Origin of the sequence: Variovorax flavidus (genome assembly GCF_030317145.1) — a bacterium.
Classification (GTDB): Bacteria; Pseudomonadota; Gammaproteobacteria; order Burkholderiales; family Burkholderiaceae_C; genus Variovorax; species Variovorax flavidus.
Genome location: NZ_JASZYE010000001.1, coordinates 1,639,642 through 1,660,865 on the forward strand (window position 1 = coordinate 1,639,642; position 21,224 = coordinate 1,660,865).

The window sequence follows — 21,224 nt, forward strand, 5'->3', positions numbered from 1 at the left end:
CTCACTGCGGGGGACGCTGGCGTCTGCTGCCTTCGCCGCGCGCCGTGCGCGGGCCGTTCGCCGGGCGCTGCGCGGCGGGGTTGTCGCCTTGCAGCAGCACGCGGGCGCCGTCCTTCAGGCGGTCGCCGCCTTCGGTCACCACGTCCTCGCCGACCTTCAGGCCGTCGACGATCGCGACCACGTCGACCGTCGACTCGCCCCGCTTCACGGTGCGCATCGACACCGTGCGGTCTTCATTGACGACGTACACGAAGTTGCCATTGGGGCCGGTGCGCACGGCCGTCACCGGCACGACGATCGCGTCGACCGTGCGCAAGGTCATCTGCACGTTGACGAACTGGTTCGGGAACAGCGGCGTGCCGGCGTTCGCGAAGCGGGCCTTGGCACGCACGGTGCCGGTGCTGGTGTCGACGATGTTGTCGAGCGTGGAGAACACGCCGGTGTCCAGCGGCGTCGCGCTGCGCACGCGGTCCAGCGCCTTGACGGGCAGCGGCTCGCCCTTGGCGAGCTGGGCCTGGATGTCGGGCACGCGGTCCTGCGGCACGGCGAACTGCACGTCGATGGGGTTCATCTGCGTGATGACGGCGATGCCGGTCGTCGCATTGGCCGTGACGATGTTGCCGGGGTCGACCGTGCGCAGGCCGATGCGGCCGGCCACGGGCGCGGTGATGCGCGTGTAGTCGAGGTTCAGCTTGGCGGCAGCCTCGGCGGCGCGGTCGGTGATCACCGTGCCTTCGAGCTGCTTGACCAGTGCGGCCTGCGTATCGACGTCCTGCCGGGCGATCGAGTCCTGGGTCAGCAGCGTGCGGTAGCGCGCCAGCGTGACTCTCGCCGCCTCGAGCGACGCCTCATCGCGCACGCGGGTGCCCTGGGCCTGCATCAGTGCCTGCTCGTACGGGCGCGGGTCGATGCGAGCCAGCAGCTGGCCCTTGGTCACGGACTGGCCCTCCTGGTAGAGCACCTCGGTCAGCACGCCGCCGACCTGGGGGCGCAGCGTGATGGTCGCCAATGGCGTCACGGTGCCCAGGGCATCGATGACGATCGGCAGTTCGGCCCGGCGCGCGGCGGCATGGCCGACCGTGGAACTCGCACCGCCGAAGCCGCGGGCGCCCGTCGGCTCGCCGGAGCGCTTGATCAGGTACCAGGCGCCCCACGCCAGCCCCAGCACCACCAGGAGCGCCAGCAGGCTGCCCAGCCAGCGACGCCGGCGTGAGGGAGCCCGGGGGGCGGGATGGGCGGTCGGGGTGGGCTCGGGGATGGGAGACGACATCGGAGAGTTGGGCGTGTGAATGGGCCGATCGGCTGCAGGCCCGTAGTGGAGCGCCGAATCGTAGCGCCCAGCCCCTCCCAACCGTAAAGCCTCGGTAAAGCCGGCGTTGCGCACTGCGTCTGGCGACATCGGAATGCAACTGGCGCCGCCAAAAGGCGATTCGTCGCATCGGCGTGGCGGCCTGGGGGAGCGATCGGCACAGTCCGCCCATCGATCCAGGAGCCCGTCATGCAAATGTCCCCGATCATCGCCGTTCACCTCACCGCCGCCGTGAGCGCGCTCGTTCTCGGCCCCGTCGTTCTGTGGGCGCGCCGCGGCCGCACCCAGCGCCCCCGGCTTCACCGTGCGCTCGGCTACGCGTGGGTCACCCTGATGGTGATGACCGCGGTGTCAGCTCTGTTCATCCGCGACTTCAGGCTGCCGAACCTTGGGGGCTACACGCCGATCCACCTGCTGGTCCCGGCGGTCTTCTTCGGCCTGGCGCGCGCCTTCTGGAAGCTTGCCAAGGGCGACATCCGCAGCCATCGCATCTCGATGCAGGTGACCTACATCAGCGCCTGCATCGTGGCCGGCGGCTTCACGCTGCTACCCAGCCGCTATCTCGGCCAGATCCTGTGGGGCCAGTGGCTGGGCCTTGTCTGATCCTCTCGCCGATTCCGCTCGATTGTCCCGATCCCGCACGGAGAACCACCATGCTCATGCTGACCCAGATCCTCTTCCACACCCCCAAGTGGGTGTTCGTGCTCTTCGCCACCCTGCTCTGGCTCGGCGCCAAGCAACTGCTGGCCGGCAGCGTGAGCCTCGTGCGGGTGACGCTCCTGCCCATCGTGATGACGGGCCTGTCGGTCTACGGCGTCGCTTCCGCCTTCGGCGACTCGCCGATGGCCTTGCTGGCGTGGGCCGCCACGGCCTTTTCGCTGCCCGGGCTCGTGATGCAGCGCGCCCTGCCGGCCAGCACGCGCTACGACGCGGCAACGCGCCAGTTCCACGTTGCCGGCAGCGCGGTCCCGATGATGCTGATGATGGGCATCTTCTTCACCAAGTACGTCGTGGGCGTGCTGCTGGCGATGCATCCGGAACTCGCGCACCAGGCGTCGTTCGCCATCGGAATCAGTGCGCTGTATGGCGTGTTCACCGGTATCTTCATGGGCCGTGCGATCCGGCTGTGGCGCCTGGCGATCCAGGCCGACCGCGCCACCCTCGCCGTCTGACATCCAAAGGAGCCACACCATGCCCTCGAACGACATCGACCGACTGGCGCGCCGCCGCGCCAAGGCCAAGATCGGCTGGTTCATCCACGCCACGGCGTACGTCACGGTCAACCTGTTGCTGGTCGCCATCTCGCTGCTCAGCGGCCATGGCTGGGCTATCTATCCGGCGCTGGGCTGGGGACTGGGCCTCGCATTGCATGGGGCGGCCGTATGGCTGTTCGCGCCCGGCGGCCGCATGCTGGAGCGGATGGTGGAGCGCGAACGCGCCCGCCTCGCCGGCGCCAAGGGAGACCCATGGTGAGGGCCTCGACCTGGTGCCGACTGGCGCTGGCAGCGGCCTGCGCGCTGGCTTCGGCCGCGCACGCCGCCACCGGGCTCACCGTGCTGGCAGCACCCGCGGACTCCGGGCCGGTCACGGTCTTCTACCCGACCGCCGCGCCCGCCACGCCGGTGCGGCGCGGCCCCTTCACCCTGAACGTCGCCGTCGACGCGGCACCTGTCGCCGGCAACCGCCGCCTGATCGTCATCTCGCACGGCTCCGGCGGATCGCCCTGGGAGCACACCGACCTGACGCAGGTGCTGGTGGCCGCGGGCTTCACCGTCGCCGTGCCGGAGCACGCCGGGGACAACTGGCACGACCACAGCGCGGTCGGCCCGGCGTCGTGGAGGCACAGGCCGCACGAGGTGACCCAGGCCATCGATGCGATGGCGGCCGACCCGCGCTTTTCGCCGCTGCTCGACCTGAAACGCGTGGGCGTCTACGGCATGTCGGCCGGCGGGCTCACGGCCCTGACGCTGGCTGGTGCCCGCTGGTCCCCGGCCCTGCTCGCCCGACATTGCGAAGCCCATCTCGCGGAGGACTTTCCGACCTGCGTCGGCCTCAGCACCGAACTCACGGGCGGTCCGCTCGACGCGCTTCGCATGGGCATGGCCCGCCGGGTAATCCGATGGAAGTTCGAGAGCGAGACCGCGCTGGAGGGATGGACCGATCCGCGCATCGCCGCCGCCGTGGCCGCGGTGCCGATGGCGGCGCCGATCGACATGCCGACGCTGTCCGCGCCCGGCATCCCCCTCGGCCTGGTACGCGCCGGCCAGGACGCCTGGCTCGCGCCGCGCTGGCACATCGACGCCGTGCGCGCCACCTGCGCCGGCTGCGTGCTGGTCGCGGACATGACCGAAGCCGGCCACGGCTCGATCCTTTCGCCCACGCCGCCCGATCTCCCGCCACGCGCCGCACGGCTGCTGAACGATCCGCCCGGCTTCGACCGGCGCACGCTCGACGGCGTGTACGCCGCCATGCGGGATTTCTTCGTCCAGAATCTCCTGCCATGAGAGCGCTGTTGCCCAACCTGCGCGGTGCGCCCGGCGCCGGAGACATCCCTTGATCGCCACCCTCCGACGCAACATGACGCGCGAGAACGGCGTGGACCTGCTGCGCCACGCGCTGACGACCGCGCTCTTTTCTTCCCTCATTGCCATCGCGCTCGCCATTTCCGGGCGCGGCGCGTGGGGTGCCCAGTTCGTCTATTCGCTCTCGATCGGCATGATCAGCTGGGTCGTCATCGACGTTGGGCGGCTGATGATGAGTCCCGATCCCCGGAAACTCTGGCCGAACGGCTTCAAGGGGGTGCTGCTGGTGCTGGTCGGGATCACGGCCGGATTTCTGGGCGGCAACGCCATCGGCGACGCCTGGACCGGCGCGCCCCTGCTCGAGTTCTGGACCTTCGCGCCGCACAAGTTCGCCTCGACCCTGGTCATCACCGCGGTCGCCGGGATCGCGATCTGCTATTTCTATTACAGCCGCGGCAAGAGCAAGTACCTCGAGGGCGAGATCGCCCTCGCCCAGCGAGACGCCGCCGACGCCCGTCTCAAGTTGCTCGAAACCCAGCTCGAGCCGCACATGCTCTTCAACACCCTGGCCAACCTGCGGGTGCTCATCACGACCGACCCGCAGCGCGCCGTGGCCATGCTCGACCGCCTGAACAGCTATCTGCGCGTGACCCTCGGCGGCTCGCGTGCCTTGGCCCATCCGCTCGCCGCCGAGTTCGACCGGCTGGGCGACTACCTTGAACTGATGTCCGTGCGCATGGGCGACCGGCTGCGCTACACGCTGGATCTGCCAGACAACCTGCGCGATGTGCTCGTGCCGCCGCTGATGCTGCAGCCGCTGGTCGAGAACAGCATCCGCCACGGGCTGGAACCGCAGGTGGAAGGCGGCGAGATCACGGTGCGCGCACGCCGCGAGGGCGGCCAGCTCGTCATCGAGGTGAGCGACACCGGCGTAGGCATCGGCCACGCACCCGCGCCTTCGAGCGCCGAAGCCGGCGGATTCGGCGTCGCCCAGGTGCGCGAACGACTGACCACGGTCTACGGCGCGCAGAGTTCGATGACCATGAGCGCGCTCGCGACCGGTGGCACATGCGCCACCATCACCTTCCCCTTGCCGACATGACACCTACCGCCCTCATCGCCGAAGACGAACCGCTGCTGGCCCAGGCATTGCGTGCCGAACTCGCCGCCGCCTGGCCGGAGCTTCAGATCCTCGCCTCCGTCGGCGATGGGCGCAGCGCCGTGCGCGAGGCGCTGGAACAGCTGCCGCAGGTGCTCTTCCTCGACATCCGCATGCCGGGGCTCGATGGCTTGGGCGTTGCCGCCGAACTCGCCGACGCCTGGCCGACCGACGAGGCGCCGATGCCGCAACTGGTCTTCGTGACTGCCTACGACGAGTACGCCGCCCGCGCCTTCGATGCCCAGGCCATCGACTACGTGCTGAAGCCCGTGCAGCCCGATCGCCTGCGCCGCACCGTGGGCCGGTTGCGGCAGGCGCTGGAATCGCGTCCCTCGGCCTCGTTGCCGGCCGACGATGTGCTCGCCAGCACCCTCGCCCAATGGCGCAAGGTGCTCGCCGCCGCCGGCGAAGGCGCGCCATCGGCGGGCAACGGAGGGCCGCTCAAGCTCATTGCTGCCAGCGAGGCCGGCTCATCCGGCAGCAGCGTGCGGATGGTGCCCATCGATGAAGTGCAGTATTTCGAAGCCGCCGACAAGTACGTCCGCGTGCTGACCGCCACGCACGAATACCTGATCCGCACGCCTCTGAAGCAACTGCTGCCGCAACTCGACCCCAACCTCTTCTGGCAGGTGCACCGCGCCGTGGTCGTACGCAGCGATGCGATCGACTCCGTGCATCGCGACGAAACCGGCAAGCAGCACCTGAACCTGCGCGGCCGCACGGAAAAGATCCCGGTCAGCAGGCTCTATGCGCACCTCTTTCGCGCCATGTAATCACAAAGTCGACACCCAAGAAAAAACCGGCCCCTTTTCGGAGGCCGGCTTCGTCATGTGACAGCAGATGATGGATTCGGCTCAGCGCCAGTCGCGACGATAGCCGTGCGAGCGGTAGTAGCCCGGTGCCGGACGGTAATACCCGCGCGGAGGACCGTAGTAGCCGCGCGGCGGGCCGTAGTACACGGGCGCCGGACGGTAGTACACCGGAGGCGGCGGGGCGTAATACACCGGGGCCGGCGGATAGTAGACCGGTGCCGGCGCGTAGTACGGCGCACCCACGCCGACCGCGACGCCAGGAACATTGACCCCGACCGACCAGGCCACGTTGGCGGCGCTCGCCGAAGCCGTGGCAAACAGTGCGCCCGCTGCGACCGCTCCGGCGGCGGCCCATTTGAAGAGAGTGGAACGAGTGACGCTCATGATGTGAACTCCTGTAGGGGCGGGTGTTGGCCGCCCATGTCTGTATTGAACGCGGCAAGTGTCAACCCGGTGTACGCCGCTCTGTGAAGAAGGTTGCCAAAAGTAACGCCTCCGAGGCGCCACCTAGAATGAGCGGATGACTTCCCCTGCAGACAACGACACCGCCAAGCCAAGCAATTTCCTGCGCCATGTGATCGAAAACGACCTCGAACAGGGCAATTATTCCAGCCGCAAGTGGGGCGGCTCCCCAGGCGATGCCGCCCACCACGCACAGGGCATGCAGGACCCGGCCAAAGTGCGCATGCGTTTTCCGCCCGAGCCCAACGGCTACCTGCACATCGGCCACGCCAAGAGCATCTGGCTCAACTTCGAGCTGGCCAAGGAATACGGCGGCGTGTGCCACCTGCGCTTCGACGACACCAATCCCGAGAAGGAAGAGCAGGAATACGTCGACGCCATCCGCGATGCCGTGAAGTGGCTGGGATACAACACTGTGCTGGCGGACAACCCGTCGAAGCCCGGCGAACCCGACGAGCACGTGTACTTCGCGAGCAACTACTTCGACTTCATGTACCGCGCGGCGGAGTACCTGATCAGCGCCGGCCTGGCCTACGTCGATGAGCAAAGCGCCGAGGAGATCCGCGCCACCCGCGGCGACTTCAACACGCCCGGCACGGACAGCCCCTTCCGCAGCCGGACGCCCGACGAGAACCTGGCGCGCTTCCGTGCCATGCGCGACGGCCAGCTCGAAGACGGCGCCGCCGTGCTGCGCGCAAAGATCGACATGGCGAGCCCCAACATCAACATGCGCGATCCGGCGCTCTACCGCATTCGCCGTGCGACGCATCACAACACGGGCGACAAGTGGTGCATCTACCCGATGTACACCTTCGCGCACCCCATCGAGGACGCGCTGGAGCAGATCACCCACAGCTTCTGCACGCTGGAGTTCGAAGACCAGCGCCCCTTCTACGACTGGTTGCTCGACCGCCTTGCCGAGGGCGGCCTGATCGCCACGCCGCATCCGCGCCAGTACGAATTCGCGCGTCTCAACGTCACCCACGTCATCACCAGCAAGCGCAAGCTGCGCCAACTGGTCGAGGAAGGCCACGTCGACGGCTGGGACGACCCCCGCATGCCCACCCTCGCCGGCCTGCGCCGCCGCGGCTACACGCCCGACGCGCTCAAGCTGTTCTGCGAACGCTCGGGCGTGACCAAGTCCGGCGGCTGGATCGACTACGCGAGCCTCGAAGCCGCCCTGCGCGACACGCTGGACCCCATCGCCCCGCGCGCCATGGCAGTGCTGGACCCGGTGAAGCTCGTCATCACGAACTGGGGCGAACTCATGGGCGGCGACGATGCGCTGGACGACTGCTCGGCGCCCGTCCACCCGCATCACCCCGAAATGGGCCGCCGCAGCTTCAAGCTGGGCCGCGAGGTCTGGATCGAGCGCACCGACTACGAGGAAGTGCAGCCCAAGGGCTTCTTCCGCCTGTTCCCGGGCAACAAGGTGCGGCTCAAGTACGGGCACGTCATCGAGTGCACCGGGGGCACCAAGGATGCGGACGGCAAGCTCGTCGAAGTGCAGGCCAGGCTGGTGCCCGACACCAAGAGCGGCACGCCGGGCGCCGATGCCATCAAGGTCAAAGGCAACATCACCTGGGTCGCAGCGGCCGATGCGCTGCAGGCCGAGGTCCGCCTGTACGAGCGGCTGTTTGCGGCGCCTCAGCCCGGCAGCGGCGAACTGCTCGAAGAATTGAATGGCGAGAGCCTGCTCACCACCGTGGCCTACGTCGAGCCCGCATTGGCCGCAGCCACGGAAGGCGCCTCCTTCCAGTTCGAGCGGCATGGCTACTTCGTGCTGGACGCCCGTGCCGGCAGCGAAGGCCAGCGCGTCTTCAACCGTGCCGCGGGGATGAGGGATAGCTGGGGGAAGTAGTTCCCCCCGGCCAACCCGGTCGGGCGCCTACAGGGGCTTCGTCAGATAGACCGCCTCGCGCCCCACGATCGCCCGCTGCGCCGGCATGAAGATCGTGCACTCGTCACACGGTGCGCGAATCTCGTCCGGCCCGTTGTTGGCGATCAGTTCGCCCTTCGCGAAGGTCTCGAAGCCGACCAGCGGGCGCACGAAGCGGAAGTCCTCTGACTGGATCACATGCGTCTGCAGCAACTCGAAGCGGCGTTGCGCTTCGGGCGCGGGCGTCGCCGGATCCTTGTCGACGAGGCCGAAATGCGCCAGGAAGCGCATCGTCACCTCGGTGGCGAGATCGGCGGCAGCCTGCTTGAAGTGTTGGCCGCACTCGACCACCATCGCGGCACCCGGCGCGTCGGGACCGGCATGCAAGCCATGCTGGATCAGCGGCGTGCCCGAGCCGAGCCCGCTGGGCATCACCAGATGGACCGGCGGCAGGCCGATCGCCATCGCCACCTTGGCATTGCGATCGAAGGCGGGGTAGACCCAGAACGGCACGACGTCCTGGCTCGTCGAGTGGATGTCGAGGATGTGCTGTGCTGCGGCCACCACCGGGCGCAGTTGGCGCGCCCGGCGCAATTCGGGGCTGTCGTCCGGGCCGTCCAGCCATTCGTCTGACCACACGCGATTGAGGTTGTGCACGATCTGGCGGTTCTCGTGCGGGCGCTCGGGATCGAAGGCGTTGTAGGCCTCCACGTGGGCAAAGCTCACCGTCAGCGTCCCGATCTGCGGGCGCACGCCGGTGTCCAGCAGATGGGTTGCCGCGACCATGCCGCAGATCTCGTTGCCATGGGTCAATGCATTGATCAGCAAGTGGGGACCCGGCTTGCCGGATTCGAACCGGTGCACGTAGTCGATGCCGGTGTTGCCTTGGCGGTAGGCGGAGAGGTCGCGGGGGAGCACTTCGAGATCGGGCGGATTCTGCGTCATGGGGGGATTTTTCTCCGTGAAGGACGGCCAAGCCGAACCCGCCGAGTTTGCCGCAGGTCGCGACAGGGCGTCGGCCAGCCATTTGCCTCGTAGACTCGTGGGCTCACCCATGCGCACTTCCCGACCCCGTTTCCCATGCCCCTGACCGCTGAAATGCGACGGTCGATCGACCAGATTCGCGACTACCTGTTCGGCGGCGGCTACCCCGATCCCGTCAGCAATGCGGAGCAACTGTCATTCCTTTTCTTCTTCTGTCTCCACGAGAGCATCGACGACGAAAACCGGATGCGCGCGGAGGCTCTCGACGAGCCGTACACCAGCGTCTTCAACGGCGAATGGACACTGAGGAATTCGACGAACGCTCCCCCTCCCTCCGCCCGTGACGGCAATCTGTTCGTGACACCCGGCGTCCGGACAGGCACGTCGACGATCCCGCGCAGCCGCTTCCGCTGGTCGGTCTGGGCCCGGGAACTGTCCGGTGCGGAGCTGGTGAGCTTCGTGCGCGACGAGGTGTTTCCTTTCTTTGCGGAGATAGGTGCCGCAGGCGTGCATGACTTCATGCGTGGAGCGCGCCTCAACATCGACGAACCCACCGTGCTCTCGCAAGTCGTCCAGCTGGTGGACGGACTCGGGCTGGCCGAGGCCGATTCAGACACCAAGGGCGACCTGTTCGAGCACGTGCTGCGGCAGATCAGGCAGGCGGGCGAGCTGGGCCAGTTCCGCACGCCGCGCCACATCATCCGGGCGATCGTCGAGATGGTGGATCCGACCATCGGCGAGACCATCTACGACCCTGCCGCCGGCACCGCGGGCTTCCTGGTCGCGGCCTACAACCACATCCGCCTCGCTCATTCGTCGCCCGACGCCATCGTGGACGCCGAAGTCGAAGGAAAGCACCAGCGGCGCGGCCTGGGCGACCAGCTCACGCCGGAGGACCTTGCCGTCCTGCGAGACCAGACCTTCTTCGGCAACGACGTCGATCCGAAGATGGTGCGGCTCGCAACCATGAACCTCACGCTGCGCGGGCTCGCCAATGTTCGAATCCTGCAGCGCAACGTACTGACCAGCGTGCTCGACGACGAGCAGAAGGCCAGGCTGGGTCTTCCTCGCGATGGATTCCAGATGGTGCTAGCCAATCCGCCCTTCTCCGGCCGCATCGACAAGGATCGCATTGCCGAGGAGGTTCGGGTCGGCAGCACCAGCAGCACCGAGCTGCTCTTTCTCAAGTACATGCTCGACAGCCTGCGGGCCGAGGGACGTGCCGCCGTCGTGGTGCCAGAGGGCGTGCTGTTCGGCTCCTCGGCGGCGCACCAGGCGCTGCGCCGTCAGCTCGTGGAAAGCAACCGGGTCGATGCGGTGATGAGCCTGCCGGGCGGGGTGTTCCACCCCTACTCGGGCGTGAAGACCTCGGTGCTCTTCTTTCGCAAGAGCGGGCAGACGGAGCATGTGCTGTTCCTGCATGTCGAGCAGGACGGCTACGCCCTCGACGCCAATCACGACAGGCCAGTCGACCAGGATGACCTGCCCCAGCTCGCAAATGCCTACGCACGTCGCGACGAATCGCTGGCGCGTTGGCAGGTGCGAGAGCCCGAGGCCGAGTGGGACGAGAAATGGTGGTTCGCCGACGCTCCCACGCTGCGAGCCAATGACTACAACCTGTCGGCCAGCCGCTATCGCCCCTTGAGCGAAGCGCAGGCCGAACATCAGAAGCCGCTGGAAGTGATCGACGACGTCATCGCCCGGCAAACGGAGGCCGCCAAGGACATGGAAACACTTCGGACAATGGTTGCGGAGCTGCATGGATGACTGCGCCATGGGTGGCGCTGCGGGAGGTGGTCGAGGCGAAAACGGGCACGATGAACCCGTCTGCCTGGCCCAATGACCCATTCACCTACGTCGACGTTGCCGCCGTCGACAACAAGAAGAAGACCATCACAGGCGCGCGCACCATCGCGGGCGCCGAGGCTCCGAGCCGCGCACGGAAGCTGATGCGCACCGGGGACGTGCTGGTCTCCACCGTGCGCCCGAACCTCAACGCCGTCGCGCTGGTGCCCGAGTCGCTCGACAACGAGGTCGCCAGCACCGCCTTCTGTGTCCTGCGCGCGACGCCGCGCGTGCTGCCCGAGTACCTGTATTTCTTCGTGCGCTCCAACCGTTTCGTTCGCAGCGTGAGCAAGCTCGCGAAGGGGGCGTTGTACCCGGCGGTGTCCGATTCGAGCATCCTCGACCAGAGATTGCCGCTGCCGGACCTGAAGCAGCAGCGGCGGCTCGTCGACGTGCTGCTCTGCGCGCAAGGCATCATCCGGCAGCGGCACGAGATCCGCGAGAAGATGACCCAGGTCGTGCCGGCCCTGTTCTTCGACATCTTCGGCGACTCCACCGCCAACACGAAGGGCTGGCCGATCGTGCAGCTCGAAAGCCTGTTGAAGCTCAATCCGCAGAACGGCCTGTACAAGCACAAGTCGGCCTACGGCGCAGGCACGCCCATCGTGCGCATCGACACCTTTCGCGACGGCGAGATGGACGATCCGGCCTCGCTCAAGCGCCTGAAGCTCGACGACGATGAAGTACGGCGCTATGGGCTGGACGAGGGCGACATCCTGGTCAACCGGGTCAACAGCCCCGACCACCTGGGCAAGAGCGTGCTGATCCCGGCGCTGGCGGAGCCGACGGTGTTCGAGTCGAACATGATGCGGCTCGTGATGGACCGCGAACGCGCGCTGCCCCGCTACATCTTTGCCGCGCTGCAGACGAACCGGACGCGACGGCACTTCCAGCTCAACGCCAAGCGCGCCATCAACCAGGCGAGCCTCAACCAGCAGGACCTGAAATCGCTGACGGTGATGCTCCCGCCGATGGAAAAGCAGGAGCGATTCGCGCGCTATGTGGAGGCCACGATGGTGAATTTCGCCAACGAGGCGCGGGCATTGAAAGGGATCGAGACGACGATGGAGTCCCTGCTGACGCGGACCTTCGGCTGAGACGCAATTCGGCGTACGCGGCTCGTTTCCCGAGCCGAGCCGAGTCTCACGTCGTTTTCCGCGCCGCCTCCACCAGCGCCCGGATCGCCCAGCGCCTGACTTTCAGCGCTTCGGCATCGTCGAGCTGCAAGACGTCCTTGAAAACCACCATCGCCTCGGTGCCGATGACCAGGGCGAGCGCGTGGGTCAGGTTCTTGAGCGCCGTGGGCTTGAACTGGCTGCGGGCCGGCTCCAGCGCGGCCTCGATGAGCGGCGTGCGGCGGTTCTGGCGTGCGGGCAGGTCGCCGTCGTGGTCTCCCCGCACGACCCGCTCGATCGAATGCGCCAGCATCATCCGCAGCGGCGCCTCGTTGGCGGCGATCATGTCGTGCAGCGCGCTGTCGACGCGCTCCAGGCGCGATACGGGGTCCAGCGTCTTCACGTCGTGCAGGACGTCCCCGGCCTCGGGGACGGCCATGTCGAGCGACGCCTCGCGGTGCAGCGCATCCACGTTCGGGAAATAGCGGTAGGCCGTCGCGCGCGACACGGCCGCCTCCTCGGCGATTTCCTCCAGCGTGGGCTTGCGCCCCTGCTTCAGCAGGCGCGACGCAGCTTGCAGGAGATCCTTGCGCGTGCGTCGGCGCTGGTTGGGGCGCCCGGTGGTGGTGTCGATGGAAGTCTGGCCGGTCTGCATGCGCATCGTGCCCGGCCTCAATCCTGGGGAAGTTGCCTGATGATGGCCGCGAGATCCAGCCACACGTTCTCGCGCTGGATGTCGCCGCTCTCGGCGAACTCGACCACGTGCAGCAGGCGAAACTCGAGCGGACGTCCCTTGCCTTCGAGGCCGAAAGGCCTGCCCGGCGCCTTGCCCCGCCACAGCGATTCGTCGACCAGGAAGCCATCGCCGTACAGGCGGCGCAGACACTCGACTTTGCTGTCCGACAGGTCGTTGAACAGGCTTTCGTAGAACGGCCGCGCGCCGGCATGGCCGCGCGTCGGCCCTGACGGCGAACCGACGATGTCGTGCTCCACGTCGGGCGAAAGCGTGGCCAGGACGCCCTCGACATCGTCGTTCGCTTCGAAGTTGAAGTGCTCGTCGATCTTGCGGTCCATCTCCGTGCGGGTCAGTGCCATGTCAGGTCCTCCGGCAGGTTCTTGCTTGGTGCGCCTCTGTACTTTAGTGAGACAAAAATCTCATTGCAAGAATTTAATCTCGATTTAGTACAAAGTTCTCATTGCAAGAAGCTATGGCCTGCCGGCTGATGCTCAACGCGCCGAATCGGCGAGTTGCCTGCGGCGGTATTCGCCCTGCCGCACGAACATCCAGCCGGGGTATTCGGCAGGCAGGCGGCTTACCTCGTCGAGCTGCGCCAGTTCGGCTGCACTCAACTCCACCTGCGTGGCGGCCATGTTGTCGGCAAGCTGCTCGGGCCGCTTCGCGCCGACGATGACGCTCGTCACCTGCGGCTGGTGCAGCAGCCAGGCGAGCGCAATCTGCGCCACCGAGACACCGTGCGCCGCCGCGATGGGGCGCATCGCGTCGATGCAGTCATAGGCGCGATCCTTGTGGACGGGCGGGAAATCGAAGGTCGTGCGGCGGCTGCCCTGCTCGCCCTGCTGGTCGCGTCCGTACTTGCCGCTGAGCAGGCCGCCCGCGAGCGGGCTCCACACCATCAGGCCGACGCCTTCGCTGCGCAGCATCGGGACCAGCTCGCGCTCGAGATCGCGCCCGGCGATGGTGTAGTAGGCTTGGAGCGACTCGAAGCGCGACAGCCCCCAGCGCTCGGCGATGCCGAGCGCCTTGACGATCTGCCACGCAGCCCAGTTGGAGACGCCGACATAGCGCACATGGCCTTGCCGCACGAGCTGGTCTAGCGCGCGGACCGTCTCCTCGATCGGCGTGGCCGGGTCGAAGCCGTGGATCTGGTACAGGTCGATGTGATCGAGTTGCAGCCGCTTCAGGCTGGCCTTGACGCCGTCCATGATGTGGCCGCGCGAGGCGCCCCGCGCGTTCGGGCCCGGGCCGGTCTCGCTGAACACCTTGGTCGCGACGATCACGTTGTCGCGCGGAACCTTGAGGTTCTTCAGCGCCTGCCCCGTGATCTGCTCGGACAGCCCGCCCGAGTACATGTCGGCGGTATCGATGAAGTTGATGCCCGCGTCGAGCGCGGCGCCGACAAGGCGTTCGGCATCGGCCTGTTGCACGTCGCCGATCTGCGACCACATGCCTTCGCCGCCGCCGAAAGTCATGGTGCCCAGGCAAAGTTCGGACACGAAAAGGCCGGTACGGCCGAGTGGATGGTGACGCATGAAAGAAGACTCCTTGAGCGAAACGTAGATCCGGGCCAGACGAGGACGCAGCGCCTGGGCTCGGGCGAGCCCGCGAGCATAGGCGTCCCCGGAAATTCGTGCAGGCGGCGGCCGGACCGCATCCTTTCGGGCTACCGGATCGTCTTTGTCACACAATCATTCCGGCGCCTGCCGACCGGAGAAAGGTCCGATCATGAAACGCATGATGCGATGGCCAGGTGAGCAACATCCGCGATTTCAGGCACGTGCCCTACATCGCGCAGGAGGCGACCTTCGAGCTTGCACCGTGAATACTGCGGCAGCGTGCAGGGGTCAGAGACCCGTGAGGAAGTGCGCGAGGTTCTCGATGTCCTGCGCGCTCAGCGTGTTCGCCACGCTGGTCATGGTCCCGGCATCGTTGGTGCGCTTGCGCGCCTTGAAGTCGGAAAGCTGCTTGACGATGTAGTCGTAGTTCTGCCCCGACACGCGCGGCACTTCGTTCTGGCCCGCAAAGCCGCCGAGATGGCACATGGTGCAGAGCGTCTCCTCCGCCTTGAGCTTGCCCAGCTTCGCCTTCTCCGCGCTCGGGGCGAAGCGCTGGCGCGGCGGCTTCTGCGCGGCGAAGTAGTCCGACAACTCGCGCATCTCGTCGCGCGTCATGCCGGCGACCATCGGCGTCATGAGTTCGTTGGTCCGACGGCCTTCCTGGAAGTCCCTCAGCTGCAGGTACATGTAGCGCGAAGTCTGGCCCGCGAGGATCGGGTAGATGGGCAGGATGGGTTGCCCATCGACGCCATGGCATGCAGCGCACGCGGCCGCTTTCGCCGGCACTGCCGCCGCCTGCTGCGCATGCGCACCTGAACACGTCCACACGGCGCCCGCGGCAACCGCCAGCACAGCAAGACGCGTTCGGAAAACAACAGCCCGGGCGAGCGTCACGGCAACGCGAACACCACGACCGAATTGCCCCGCTTGAAGTCGAGCTGCGTATTGCCACCCGCTGCAACGGCGACGTACTGCTTGCCGCCGACGGCGTAGGACACCGGGGGTGCGTTCACGCCGGCACCGCATTGGTATTCCCAGAGCTTCTTGCCGCTCTTGGCGTCGAACGCGCGGAACAGTCCGTTGCCCTCGCCGTTGAAGACGAGGTTGCCGCCCGTGGCCAGGACGCCACCGATCAGGGGCTGCGCGGTGTCGAATTTCCATGCGACCTTGCCGCTGTCGACGTTGACCGCCACGAGCCGTCCCGATTGCTGCTCGGAGGGAATCACCTTGAAGGCACCGCCCAGCCACAGCTTGCCGCCCGGATACTTGGCCTCTTCGACGTGATAGGTCATCGGCTGGTGCAGGTTGGCCGCGTACGCCAGGCGCAGTTTCGGATTGACCGCCATCGGGCTCCATTCGACGCCGCCGTTGGCACCGGGCAGCATGCGCGCACCGTCCTTGGTCGGCAGCACCCACATGTTCTCCTGCGGGACCATCGCCTCGCTGAAGCGGATCAGTTCGCCGGTGGCGCGATCGTGCACGTAGATGTGGCCGGTCTTGCCGCCGTGGATCGCCACCTTGCGCATCTTCCCGTCCTTGCCCTTCGCCTCCGTCAGGATCACCGGCGAGACGGCGTCCAGGTCCCACACGTCGTGAGGCACGTACTGGTAGTGCCACTTGTACTTGCCGGTGTTGAGGTCGATCGCGACGATCGAGTCGGTGTAGAGGTTGTCGCCGGGGCGTTCCGCGCCATAAAGGTCAGGGCTCGGATTGCCGACCACGAAGAACACCGTGCTGGTTTCCTTGTCGATGGCGGGCGCCATCCAGACGCCGCCACCCAGCGTCTTGTAGAAGTCACCGCCCTTGGCAAACTGCGCCTTCTCGGCGTCGATGTCGCGGTGCAGATCGCGCTGGGTCGCGTCCTTGGCGGCCCACACCCCTTCGTGCCCTTTTTCAGGCACGGTGTCGAAGGTCCAGAGCAGTTTGCCGTCGTTCGCGTCGAAGGCCTTCACGAAGCCCCGCACGCCGTACTCGCCGCCATTGGTGCCGATGAGGATCTTGCCGTTCACGGCCACCGGCGCCATGGTTTCGGAATAGCCCAACTCGGGATCGGCGATCTGCGTCGACCACAGCACCTTGCCGCTCTTCGCATCGAGCGCAAGCAGCTTGGCGTCCAGCGTGCCCATGTAGAGCCGGTCGCCCATGACCGCGACGCCGCGATTGTTCGGGCCGCAGCAGAAGGTGGTGACCGGACCCATCTTGTGCTTGTAGTGCCAGAACTCCTTGCCCGTCGCGGCATCGAGCGCATACACATGGTTGTAGGAAGTGGTGATGAACATTACGCCGTCGACGACGATGGGCGCGGTCTCCATCGATTCCAGCACCTCGGTCTGGAAGGTGAACGCCGGCCGAAGCTTTCCGACGTTGCCCGTGTTGATCTGCGTCGCCGGGTAGAAGCGCGTCTGCGCATAGTTCATGTTCGAGTGCAGGAAGTTGGCGGCTTCCTTGTCGGCGGCGTCGAGCTGGCTCTGAGACACCGAGATGGTTTTCGGCACCGGCGTGCCCGTGGCAGCGGCCTGTCCCGTCACTTCGGCCTGGCCGAATGCCGCCGTCGACAGCAGCCCGAGGGCCGGTATCGCAACGAGCGCACGGCTCCAGTCGCGGGTGGTCTTGAACTTCTTGAGCATCGCGGGTCTCCTCAGGCCTTTTTGCCTTTTTATTGCCCACCGCGGCGAAACCGGAGCCGGTCCCGCAAGGCAGGTGCAGCGCGCGGTGGAAGCGCCCGCAACAGCACCCGACCGTCCGGAGACGGCTCAGCTGTCATGCCTCGCTTGCTAGCGTAGCCACAATCAGGTCCACTGAATAGAAGATTCTTTCGGTGCACCGCAGCATTTATCGATGGAGAACCGAGCCATGAAAAGACCGGCCCCGATGCGCTTTTTCGCGCGCATGTCATGGCGTTGCGCGCTCATGATGTCGATGCTTCCGATCCATGCCGGCGCACAGCCGGAGACCGATCCGAGCCCCAATGCCCAGTTGCTCGTCGCCGCGAGACAGGGCCAGATCGAACGGGTGAAGGAACTGCTCGCACGCGGCGCGGTGGTCGATTCGCGCAACCGCCTGGGCAAGACGCCGCTGTTGATTGCCTGCGAAAAGGGAAATGCAGCCCTCGGCATCGCATTGATCGACGCGAAAGCCGATGTGAACCTTCCCTCGGTCGAGCAAGTCACGCCGCTGATGGCAGCGAGCTACAGCGGCAACGCCGAACTCGTGAAGCGCCTGCTCGCCGCGGGCGCGCGCACTGACGCGACCGACCGCATGAACAAGTCGGCACCGGTGTATGCGGCAGGCCAGGGGAACGCGGCGGCGCTGGATGCCCTGCTTGCGGCCGGCATCGACGTCAACGCCACCTACGAACACAAGCTGACGCTGCTGATGTGGGCCGCGGGGCAAGGACACGCCGATGCCGTCCGGCTGCTGCTCACGCGCGGGGCGAAGCCCGACATGCGCGACGACCGCGGCCTCACCGCGATCGAGATCGCGCGCGGGGCCGGCCAGGCCGATGCAGTGCAGTCGGCAGGCCTTCGCTGAGGCGGGCCGCTACGGTGCTTCGGCGGGCGGATCGTCCTCGCGCCGCCCCGTGCCCTTCTTGCGCGCACGCGCTTCCTTCTTCGCCTTGCGCTCCGCATCCACGCGCTGCCCGACCGCGAGCCACTCCGCGAACTCGTCCGGCGTCTCCAGCGTGATGCGGCCCATGTTGCCGCTGCGGAACTCGTGCATCACGATCTCGGCGGCCTTCTGCAGGTTGACCCGGCCCTTGCCCAGCAGCGCGCCGCGCTTGCGGCCGATGGCTTCCAGCACCTGCTCGTCGCTCAGGCCCTCGATGGGGTCGATCTTGAAGCGCGCCTCCACCAGCCCCGCGTAGTGCCGCTTCAGGTAGTCGAGCAGTTCGAGCGCAACCTCCTCGTCGTCGAAGGCATTGCGGCCGATGGCACCGCTCGCGGCCAGGTTGTAGCCGCTCTTGGCGACGATGATGCGCGGCCACAGCATGCCGGGCGTGTCCCACAGGTAGAAGTCGTCGGCCAGCGTGATGCGCTGTTCCAGCTTGGTGATGCCGGCTTCGTCGCCGGTCTTGGCCTTGCGGCTGCCGGTGAGCGTATTGATCAGCGTGGACTTGCCCACGTTCGGGATGCCGCAGATCAGCACCCGCATCGGCTTGGCCATGCCGCCGCGCAGTGGCGAGAGCTCGTGGCAGGCGTCGATGAGCTGCCGCGCCGGCGTGGTCTGGCTCGCATCGAGCCCGATGGCGCGCGTGGCCGGCTGCGCGTTGTAGTGCGCCAGCCAGAGTCCGGTACGTTCCGGATCGGCCAGATCCTGCTTGTTGAGCACCTTGAGCCCGGGCTTGTGGCCGGTGAGGTCGGCCAGCATCGGATTGGCGCTGGAGCCGGGCAGACGCGCATCGAGCAGCTCGATCACGACGTCGATGTCCTTGATGCGCTCGGCGATGGCCTTCTGGGTCAGATGCATGTGACCGGGGAACCACTGGATGGCCATCGGGATGTCTTTCTCTTTCTGCGGGGGACGACCGTGGATTGTCGCCGGGCCGGAGCAGCGCCTCAGGCGCGCAATGCCGGCCGGTAGCGGCGGCTGCAAGGGATGTGCGTGCCGTCGCGCATGTGCAGGCGCGCATCGCCGCCGTCGAGCGGCTCGATCTCGGCGATGCGGTCCAGATTGGCCGCGTAGCTGCGGTGCACGCGGGCGTAGCGCGCCGGGTCGAGCTGCGCCAGGAAGTCCGTCAGCGTGGCGCGCAACAGGTAGTCGTGGCCGTTGACGCGCAGCCCGACGTAGTTGCCCTGGGCCTGCAGCCAATCGATGTCGCTGGCCGCGATGAGGAATTCGCGGCGCAGCTTGCGAACGAGGAAACGATCGGGCCTTGGCGGCGATTCGGACACATCGGCGGTCCCGGGGTTCCCCGGCAACACCGGTTCCGCGCCGCCTTCGGGCGGATCGAGCACGCGCGCCTCACCCTGCAGGCGAAGCATGAAAAGCCGGTAGCTCATGATCGCCAGCAGGAACAGCGCGTAGGTCCGCGCGTCCTTCAGGTACTCGTAGGGCCATTGGGCCAGCCAGTCGCCGAAGTCGTAGCGACTACCGGCCCAGGCATAGACGACCTGCCGCATGCCGACCATCAGCGCCACATGGGCCAGGCTGAAGACCACGCTGCCCAGCACATGCCACGCCGCATTGCGCCGCCAGGTCGACCGGTTCAGCGGAAAACGCCGCTCGAAAGCGACGAGGACCGGCACCAGCGCCAGCAGGGCCAGGTGGCTGGAAATCTCCCAGGTCACCGGCTGCCAGGTCGCCGTGCCGTGCCCTGCGTCTCGCGCGTCGATCACCGCGACCACCGTGGCGAAGGCGGCCTGCACCGAAAGGATCAGGACCCACAGGCCCGCCTCCACCCATCGCCGGAAGGGCCGATAGCGCTCGAACAGGTTCATCCGGGGCTCGCTCATGCGCGGATTCTCACGAAATCCGGCGAAAGGGCTGATTTTTCGTCCCTCACGGGCGCCGTTCGTCACAAACCGGCCACGCATCGTCACTCGGCGGCCCTACTGCCGGGCCGGGCGCCCGACCATGGCACCGGCGTTCACAAGGAGCATGGCATGACGACGAATCGACGACACGACATCGACGCGCTGCGGGCACTGGCGTTCCTGCTGCTGATCCTCTATCACGTGGGGATGTACTACGTGGCCGGCTGGCCCTGGCATATCAAGAGCCCGCATGCGGCCGAATGGCTGCGGTGGCCGATGGTGATCGTCAATATCTGGCGGATGGACCTGGTGTTCCTGGTCTCGGGCGTGGCCTTCGGCTTCCTGAGCCGGGGCATGACGCCGCTGACCCTGATCCGGCAGCGGGCGGTGCGGCTGCTGCTGCCGCTTGTGTTCGGCATGGCAGTGATCGTGCCCTACCAGGCCTACGCGCAGGGCGTGGCCAACGGGCTGGTCGCGCCAGGCTTCGCGGCCTTCATGGCGCGCTATCTGATGGGCGGACCGTGGCCCAAAGGGGCATTCGACGGGTCGGACTTTCCCATGACGTGGAACCATCTCTGGTACCTGCCCTATCTTTTTGCCTACACCGCCGTGCTGGCGTTGCTGGCGCCGGTGATGCGATCCGCGCCCATCCTGCGTCTTCGCGGCGCCTTCACGGGGCTTCGTCGCTGGCGGCTGCTCGTGCTCCCTGCCCTGCCGTTGCTGGTGTTCACGCTTGTGCTGTCGCCGCGTTTTCCCGCCACGCACGACCTGATCCACGACTGGTACTTGCACGCGCTGTACTTCACGGTATTTCTCTACGGCTACTGGATGGGCGTCGACGAGGGAATCTGGCGCGAACTGGCGCGGCTGCGCCGCTGGTCGCTCGCGCTGGCGGTCGCCTGCATTGCCGCCTTCGTCCTGTTGCGCCTGAGCGGCGCCGACGTCCAGGTCGCCGCCTGGGCCACGCGGGTGCTGCGCGCGGCCTATCTGTGGACGGCCATCGCGGCCATCCTGGGCTTTGCGCACCGTCACCTGAATCGCCCCTGGCCATGGTTGGGATGGGCCAACGAGTCGGTCTACCCGTGGTACATGCTGCACCAGACGCTGATCATTGCCGGTGCCGTCGCCCTTGCATCGCTGCGGCTCGGCCCCGTGCTGGAACCCGCCCTGCTGGTCGCGATCACCCTGTTCGGATGCTGGGCACTGACGGATGGCCTCATCCGCCGGCTCCGCTGGCTGCGCCCGCTCTTCGGACTCAAGCCAGTCGGCCGTGTGGGCATTCGAACCTCGGCGCCGTTGCCCAAATGCTTACGTACGCCGGACCGTTATGGGCGCAAAGTAGGGCCTTGGCCATCAGGCAAGTGAAAG

At 67.0% G+C, this 21,224-nt stretch carries 21 protein-coding genes; 11 read left to right on the plus strand and 10 right to left on the minus strand.

Annotation, left to right across the window (positions count from 1 at the left end):
• Position 1 precedes the first annotated feature (1 nt).
• A complete protein-coding gene (locus QTH90_RS07925; RefSeq protein ID WP_286663922.1) occupies positions 2-1,270 on the minus strand; it encodes an efflux RND transporter periplasmic adaptor subunit in 1,269 nt (422 codons plus the stop codon).
• Between the two features lie 228 nt (positions 1,271-1,498).
• Here QTH90_RS07925 and QTH90_RS07930 point away from each other — a divergent pair, with 228 nt between their 5' ends.
• Genes QTH90_RS07930 through QTH90_RS07955 form a run of 6 tightly spaced genes read left to right on the plus strand, consistent with a single transcriptional unit; the run spans position 1,499 to position 5,763 of the window.
• Complete coding sequence (locus QTH90_RS07930; RefSeq protein WP_286663923.1) at positions 1,499-1,912, plus strand: DUF2306 domain-containing protein; 414 nt, start codon at positions 1,499-1,501, stop codon at positions 1,910-1,912.
• Positions 1,913-1,962: 50 nt separating this feature from the next.
• Positions 1,963-2,481, plus strand: coding sequence for a DUF6622 family protein (locus QTH90_RS07935; protein WP_444814688.1), 519 nt, complete (start codon positions 1,963-1,965; stop codon positions 2,479-2,481).
• 19 nt (positions 2,482-2,500) lie between these two features.
• On the plus strand, positions 2,501-2,782 hold the full coding sequence (locus tag QTH90_RS07940) for a 2TM domain-containing protein (RefSeq protein ID WP_286663924.1): 282 nt from the start codon (positions 2,501-2,503) through the stop codon (positions 2,780-2,782).
• Entirely contained in the window at positions 2,776-3,813 is a 1,038-nt protein-coding gene (locus QTH90_RS07945) for an alpha/beta hydrolase family protein (RefSeq protein ID WP_286663925.1), read from the plus strand. The genes QTH90_RS07940 and QTH90_RS07945 overlap by 7 nt, the downstream gene beginning before the upstream one ends.
• A gap of 49 nt (positions 3,814-3,862) precedes the next feature.
• Positions 3,863-4,933 carry a sensor histidine kinase gene (locus QTH90_RS07950; RefSeq protein ID WP_444814689.1) on the plus strand — a complete coding sequence of 357 codons (1,071 nt, stop codon included), beginning with the start codon at positions 3,863-3,865 and terminating at the stop codon, positions 4,931-4,933.
• Positions 4,930-5,763 carry a LytR/AlgR family response regulator transcription factor gene (locus QTH90_RS07955; RefSeq protein ID WP_286663926.1) on the plus strand — a complete coding sequence of 278 codons (834 nt, stop codon included), beginning with the start codon at positions 4,930-4,932 and terminating at the stop codon, positions 5,761-5,763. Before QTH90_RS07950 ends, QTH90_RS07955 begins: the two co-directional genes overlap by 4 nt.
• Before the next feature lie 81 nt (positions 5,764-5,844).
• Here QTH90_RS07955 and QTH90_RS07960 read toward each other — a convergent pair whose 3' ends face one another.
• Positions 5,845-6,186: a hypothetical protein gene (locus QTH90_RS07960; protein WP_286663927.1), complete on the minus strand. Its 342-nt coding sequence runs from the start codon at positions 6,184-6,186 to the stop codon at positions 5,845-5,847.
• 136 nt (positions 6,187-6,322) lie between these two features.
• On the opposite strand from QTH90_RS07960, the gene QTH90_RS07965 reads away from it, so the two are divergent.
• Positions 6,323-8,125, plus strand: a complete 1,803-nt coding sequence (locus QTH90_RS07965; RefSeq protein WP_286663928.1) for a glutamine--tRNA ligase/YqeY domain fusion protein — start codon at positions 6,323-6,325, stop codon at positions 8,123-8,125.
• A 27-nt stretch (positions 8,126-8,152) separates the two neighbouring features.
• Here the strand turns inward: QTH90_RS07965 and QTH90_RS07970 are convergent, their stop codons facing one another.
• Complete coding sequence (locus QTH90_RS07970) at positions 8,153-9,088, minus strand: M14 family metallopeptidase (RefSeq protein WP_286663929.1); 936 nt, start codon at positions 9,086-9,088, stop codon at positions 8,153-8,155.
• A 135-nt stretch (positions 9,089-9,223) separates the two neighbouring features.
• Between QTH90_RS07970 and QTH90_RS07975 the strand changes: the two genes are divergently transcribed.
• Entirely contained in the window at positions 9,224-10,894 is a 1,671-nt protein-coding gene (locus tag QTH90_RS07975) for a class I SAM-dependent DNA methyltransferase (RefSeq protein ID WP_286663930.1), read from the plus strand.
• Positions 10,891-12,069 carry a restriction endonuclease subunit S gene (locus QTH90_RS07980; RefSeq protein WP_286663931.1) on the plus strand — a complete coding sequence of 393 codons (1,179 nt, stop codon included), beginning with the start codon at positions 10,891-10,893 and terminating at the stop codon, positions 12,067-12,069. The genes QTH90_RS07975 and QTH90_RS07980 overlap by 4 nt, the downstream gene beginning before the upstream one ends.
• Positions 12,070-12,115: 46 nt before the next feature.
• Here the strand turns inward: QTH90_RS07980 and QTH90_RS07985 are convergent, their stop codons facing one another.
• The 5 genes from QTH90_RS07985 to QTH90_RS08005 all read right to left on the minus strand — a co-directional run bounded on the left by QTH90_RS07985 (position 12,116) and on the right by QTH90_RS08005 (position 17,009).
• Positions 12,116-12,748, minus strand: coding sequence for a TetR/AcrR family transcriptional regulator (locus QTH90_RS07985; RefSeq protein ID WP_286663932.1), 633 nt, complete (start codon positions 12,746-12,748; stop codon positions 12,116-12,118).
• 11 nt (positions 12,749-12,759) lie between these two features.
• Positions 12,760-13,182 (minus strand): ester cyclase, encoded by a 423-nt coding sequence (locus tag QTH90_RS07990; RefSeq protein ID WP_286663933.1) that lies wholly within the window; start codon positions 13,180-13,182, stop codon positions 12,760-12,762.
• Positions 13,183-13,314: 132 nt separating this feature from the next.
• Positions 13,315-14,358, minus strand: coding sequence for an aldo/keto reductase (locus tag QTH90_RS07995; RefSeq protein WP_286663934.1), 1,044 nt, complete (start codon positions 14,356-14,358; stop codon positions 13,315-13,317).
• A gap of 312 nt (positions 14,359-14,670) precedes the next feature.
• Positions 14,671-15,168 (minus strand): c-type cytochrome, encoded by a 498-nt coding sequence (locus QTH90_RS08000; RefSeq protein WP_286663935.1) that lies wholly within the window; start codon positions 15,166-15,168, stop codon positions 14,671-14,673.
• Positions 15,169-15,272: 104 nt separating this feature from the next.
• On the minus strand, positions 15,273-17,009 hold the full coding sequence (locus tag QTH90_RS08005) for a pyrroloquinoline quinone-dependent dehydrogenase (RefSeq protein WP_286663936.1): 1,737 nt from the start codon (positions 17,007-17,009) through the stop codon (positions 15,273-15,275).
• A 226-nt stretch (positions 17,010-17,235) separates the two neighbouring features.
• On the opposite strand from QTH90_RS08005, the gene QTH90_RS08010 reads away from it, so the two are divergent.
• Positions 17,236-17,913 (plus strand): ankyrin repeat domain-containing protein, encoded by a 678-nt coding sequence (locus QTH90_RS08010; protein ID WP_286663937.1) that lies wholly within the window; start codon positions 17,236-17,238, stop codon positions 17,911-17,913.
• A 9-nt stretch (positions 17,914-17,922) separates the two neighbouring features.
• Here QTH90_RS08010 and ylqF read toward each other — a convergent pair whose 3' ends face one another.
• Together ylqF and QTH90_RS08020 are read right to left on the minus strand one after the other, a co-directional pair.
• The gene (ylqF, locus tag QTH90_RS08015) at positions 17,923-18,876 is read right to left on the minus strand and encodes a ribosome biogenesis GTPase YlqF (protein WP_286663938.1); all 954 of its coding nucleotides are present in this window, start codon (positions 18,874-18,876) and stop codon (positions 17,923-17,925) included.
• 62 nt (positions 18,877-18,938) lie between these two features.
• A complete protein-coding gene (locus tag QTH90_RS08020; RefSeq protein WP_286663939.1) occupies positions 18,939-19,835 on the minus strand; it encodes a LytTR family DNA-binding domain-containing protein in 897 nt (298 codons plus the stop codon).
• A 150-nt stretch (positions 19,836-19,985) separates the two neighbouring features.
• Here QTH90_RS08020 and QTH90_RS08025 point away from each other — a divergent pair, with 150 nt between their 5' ends.
• On the plus strand, positions 19,986-21,221 hold the full coding sequence (locus QTH90_RS08025; RefSeq protein WP_286663940.1) for an acyltransferase family protein: 1,236 nt from the start codon (positions 19,986-19,988) through the stop codon (positions 21,219-21,221).
• Positions 21,222-21,224 lie beyond the last annotated feature (3 nt).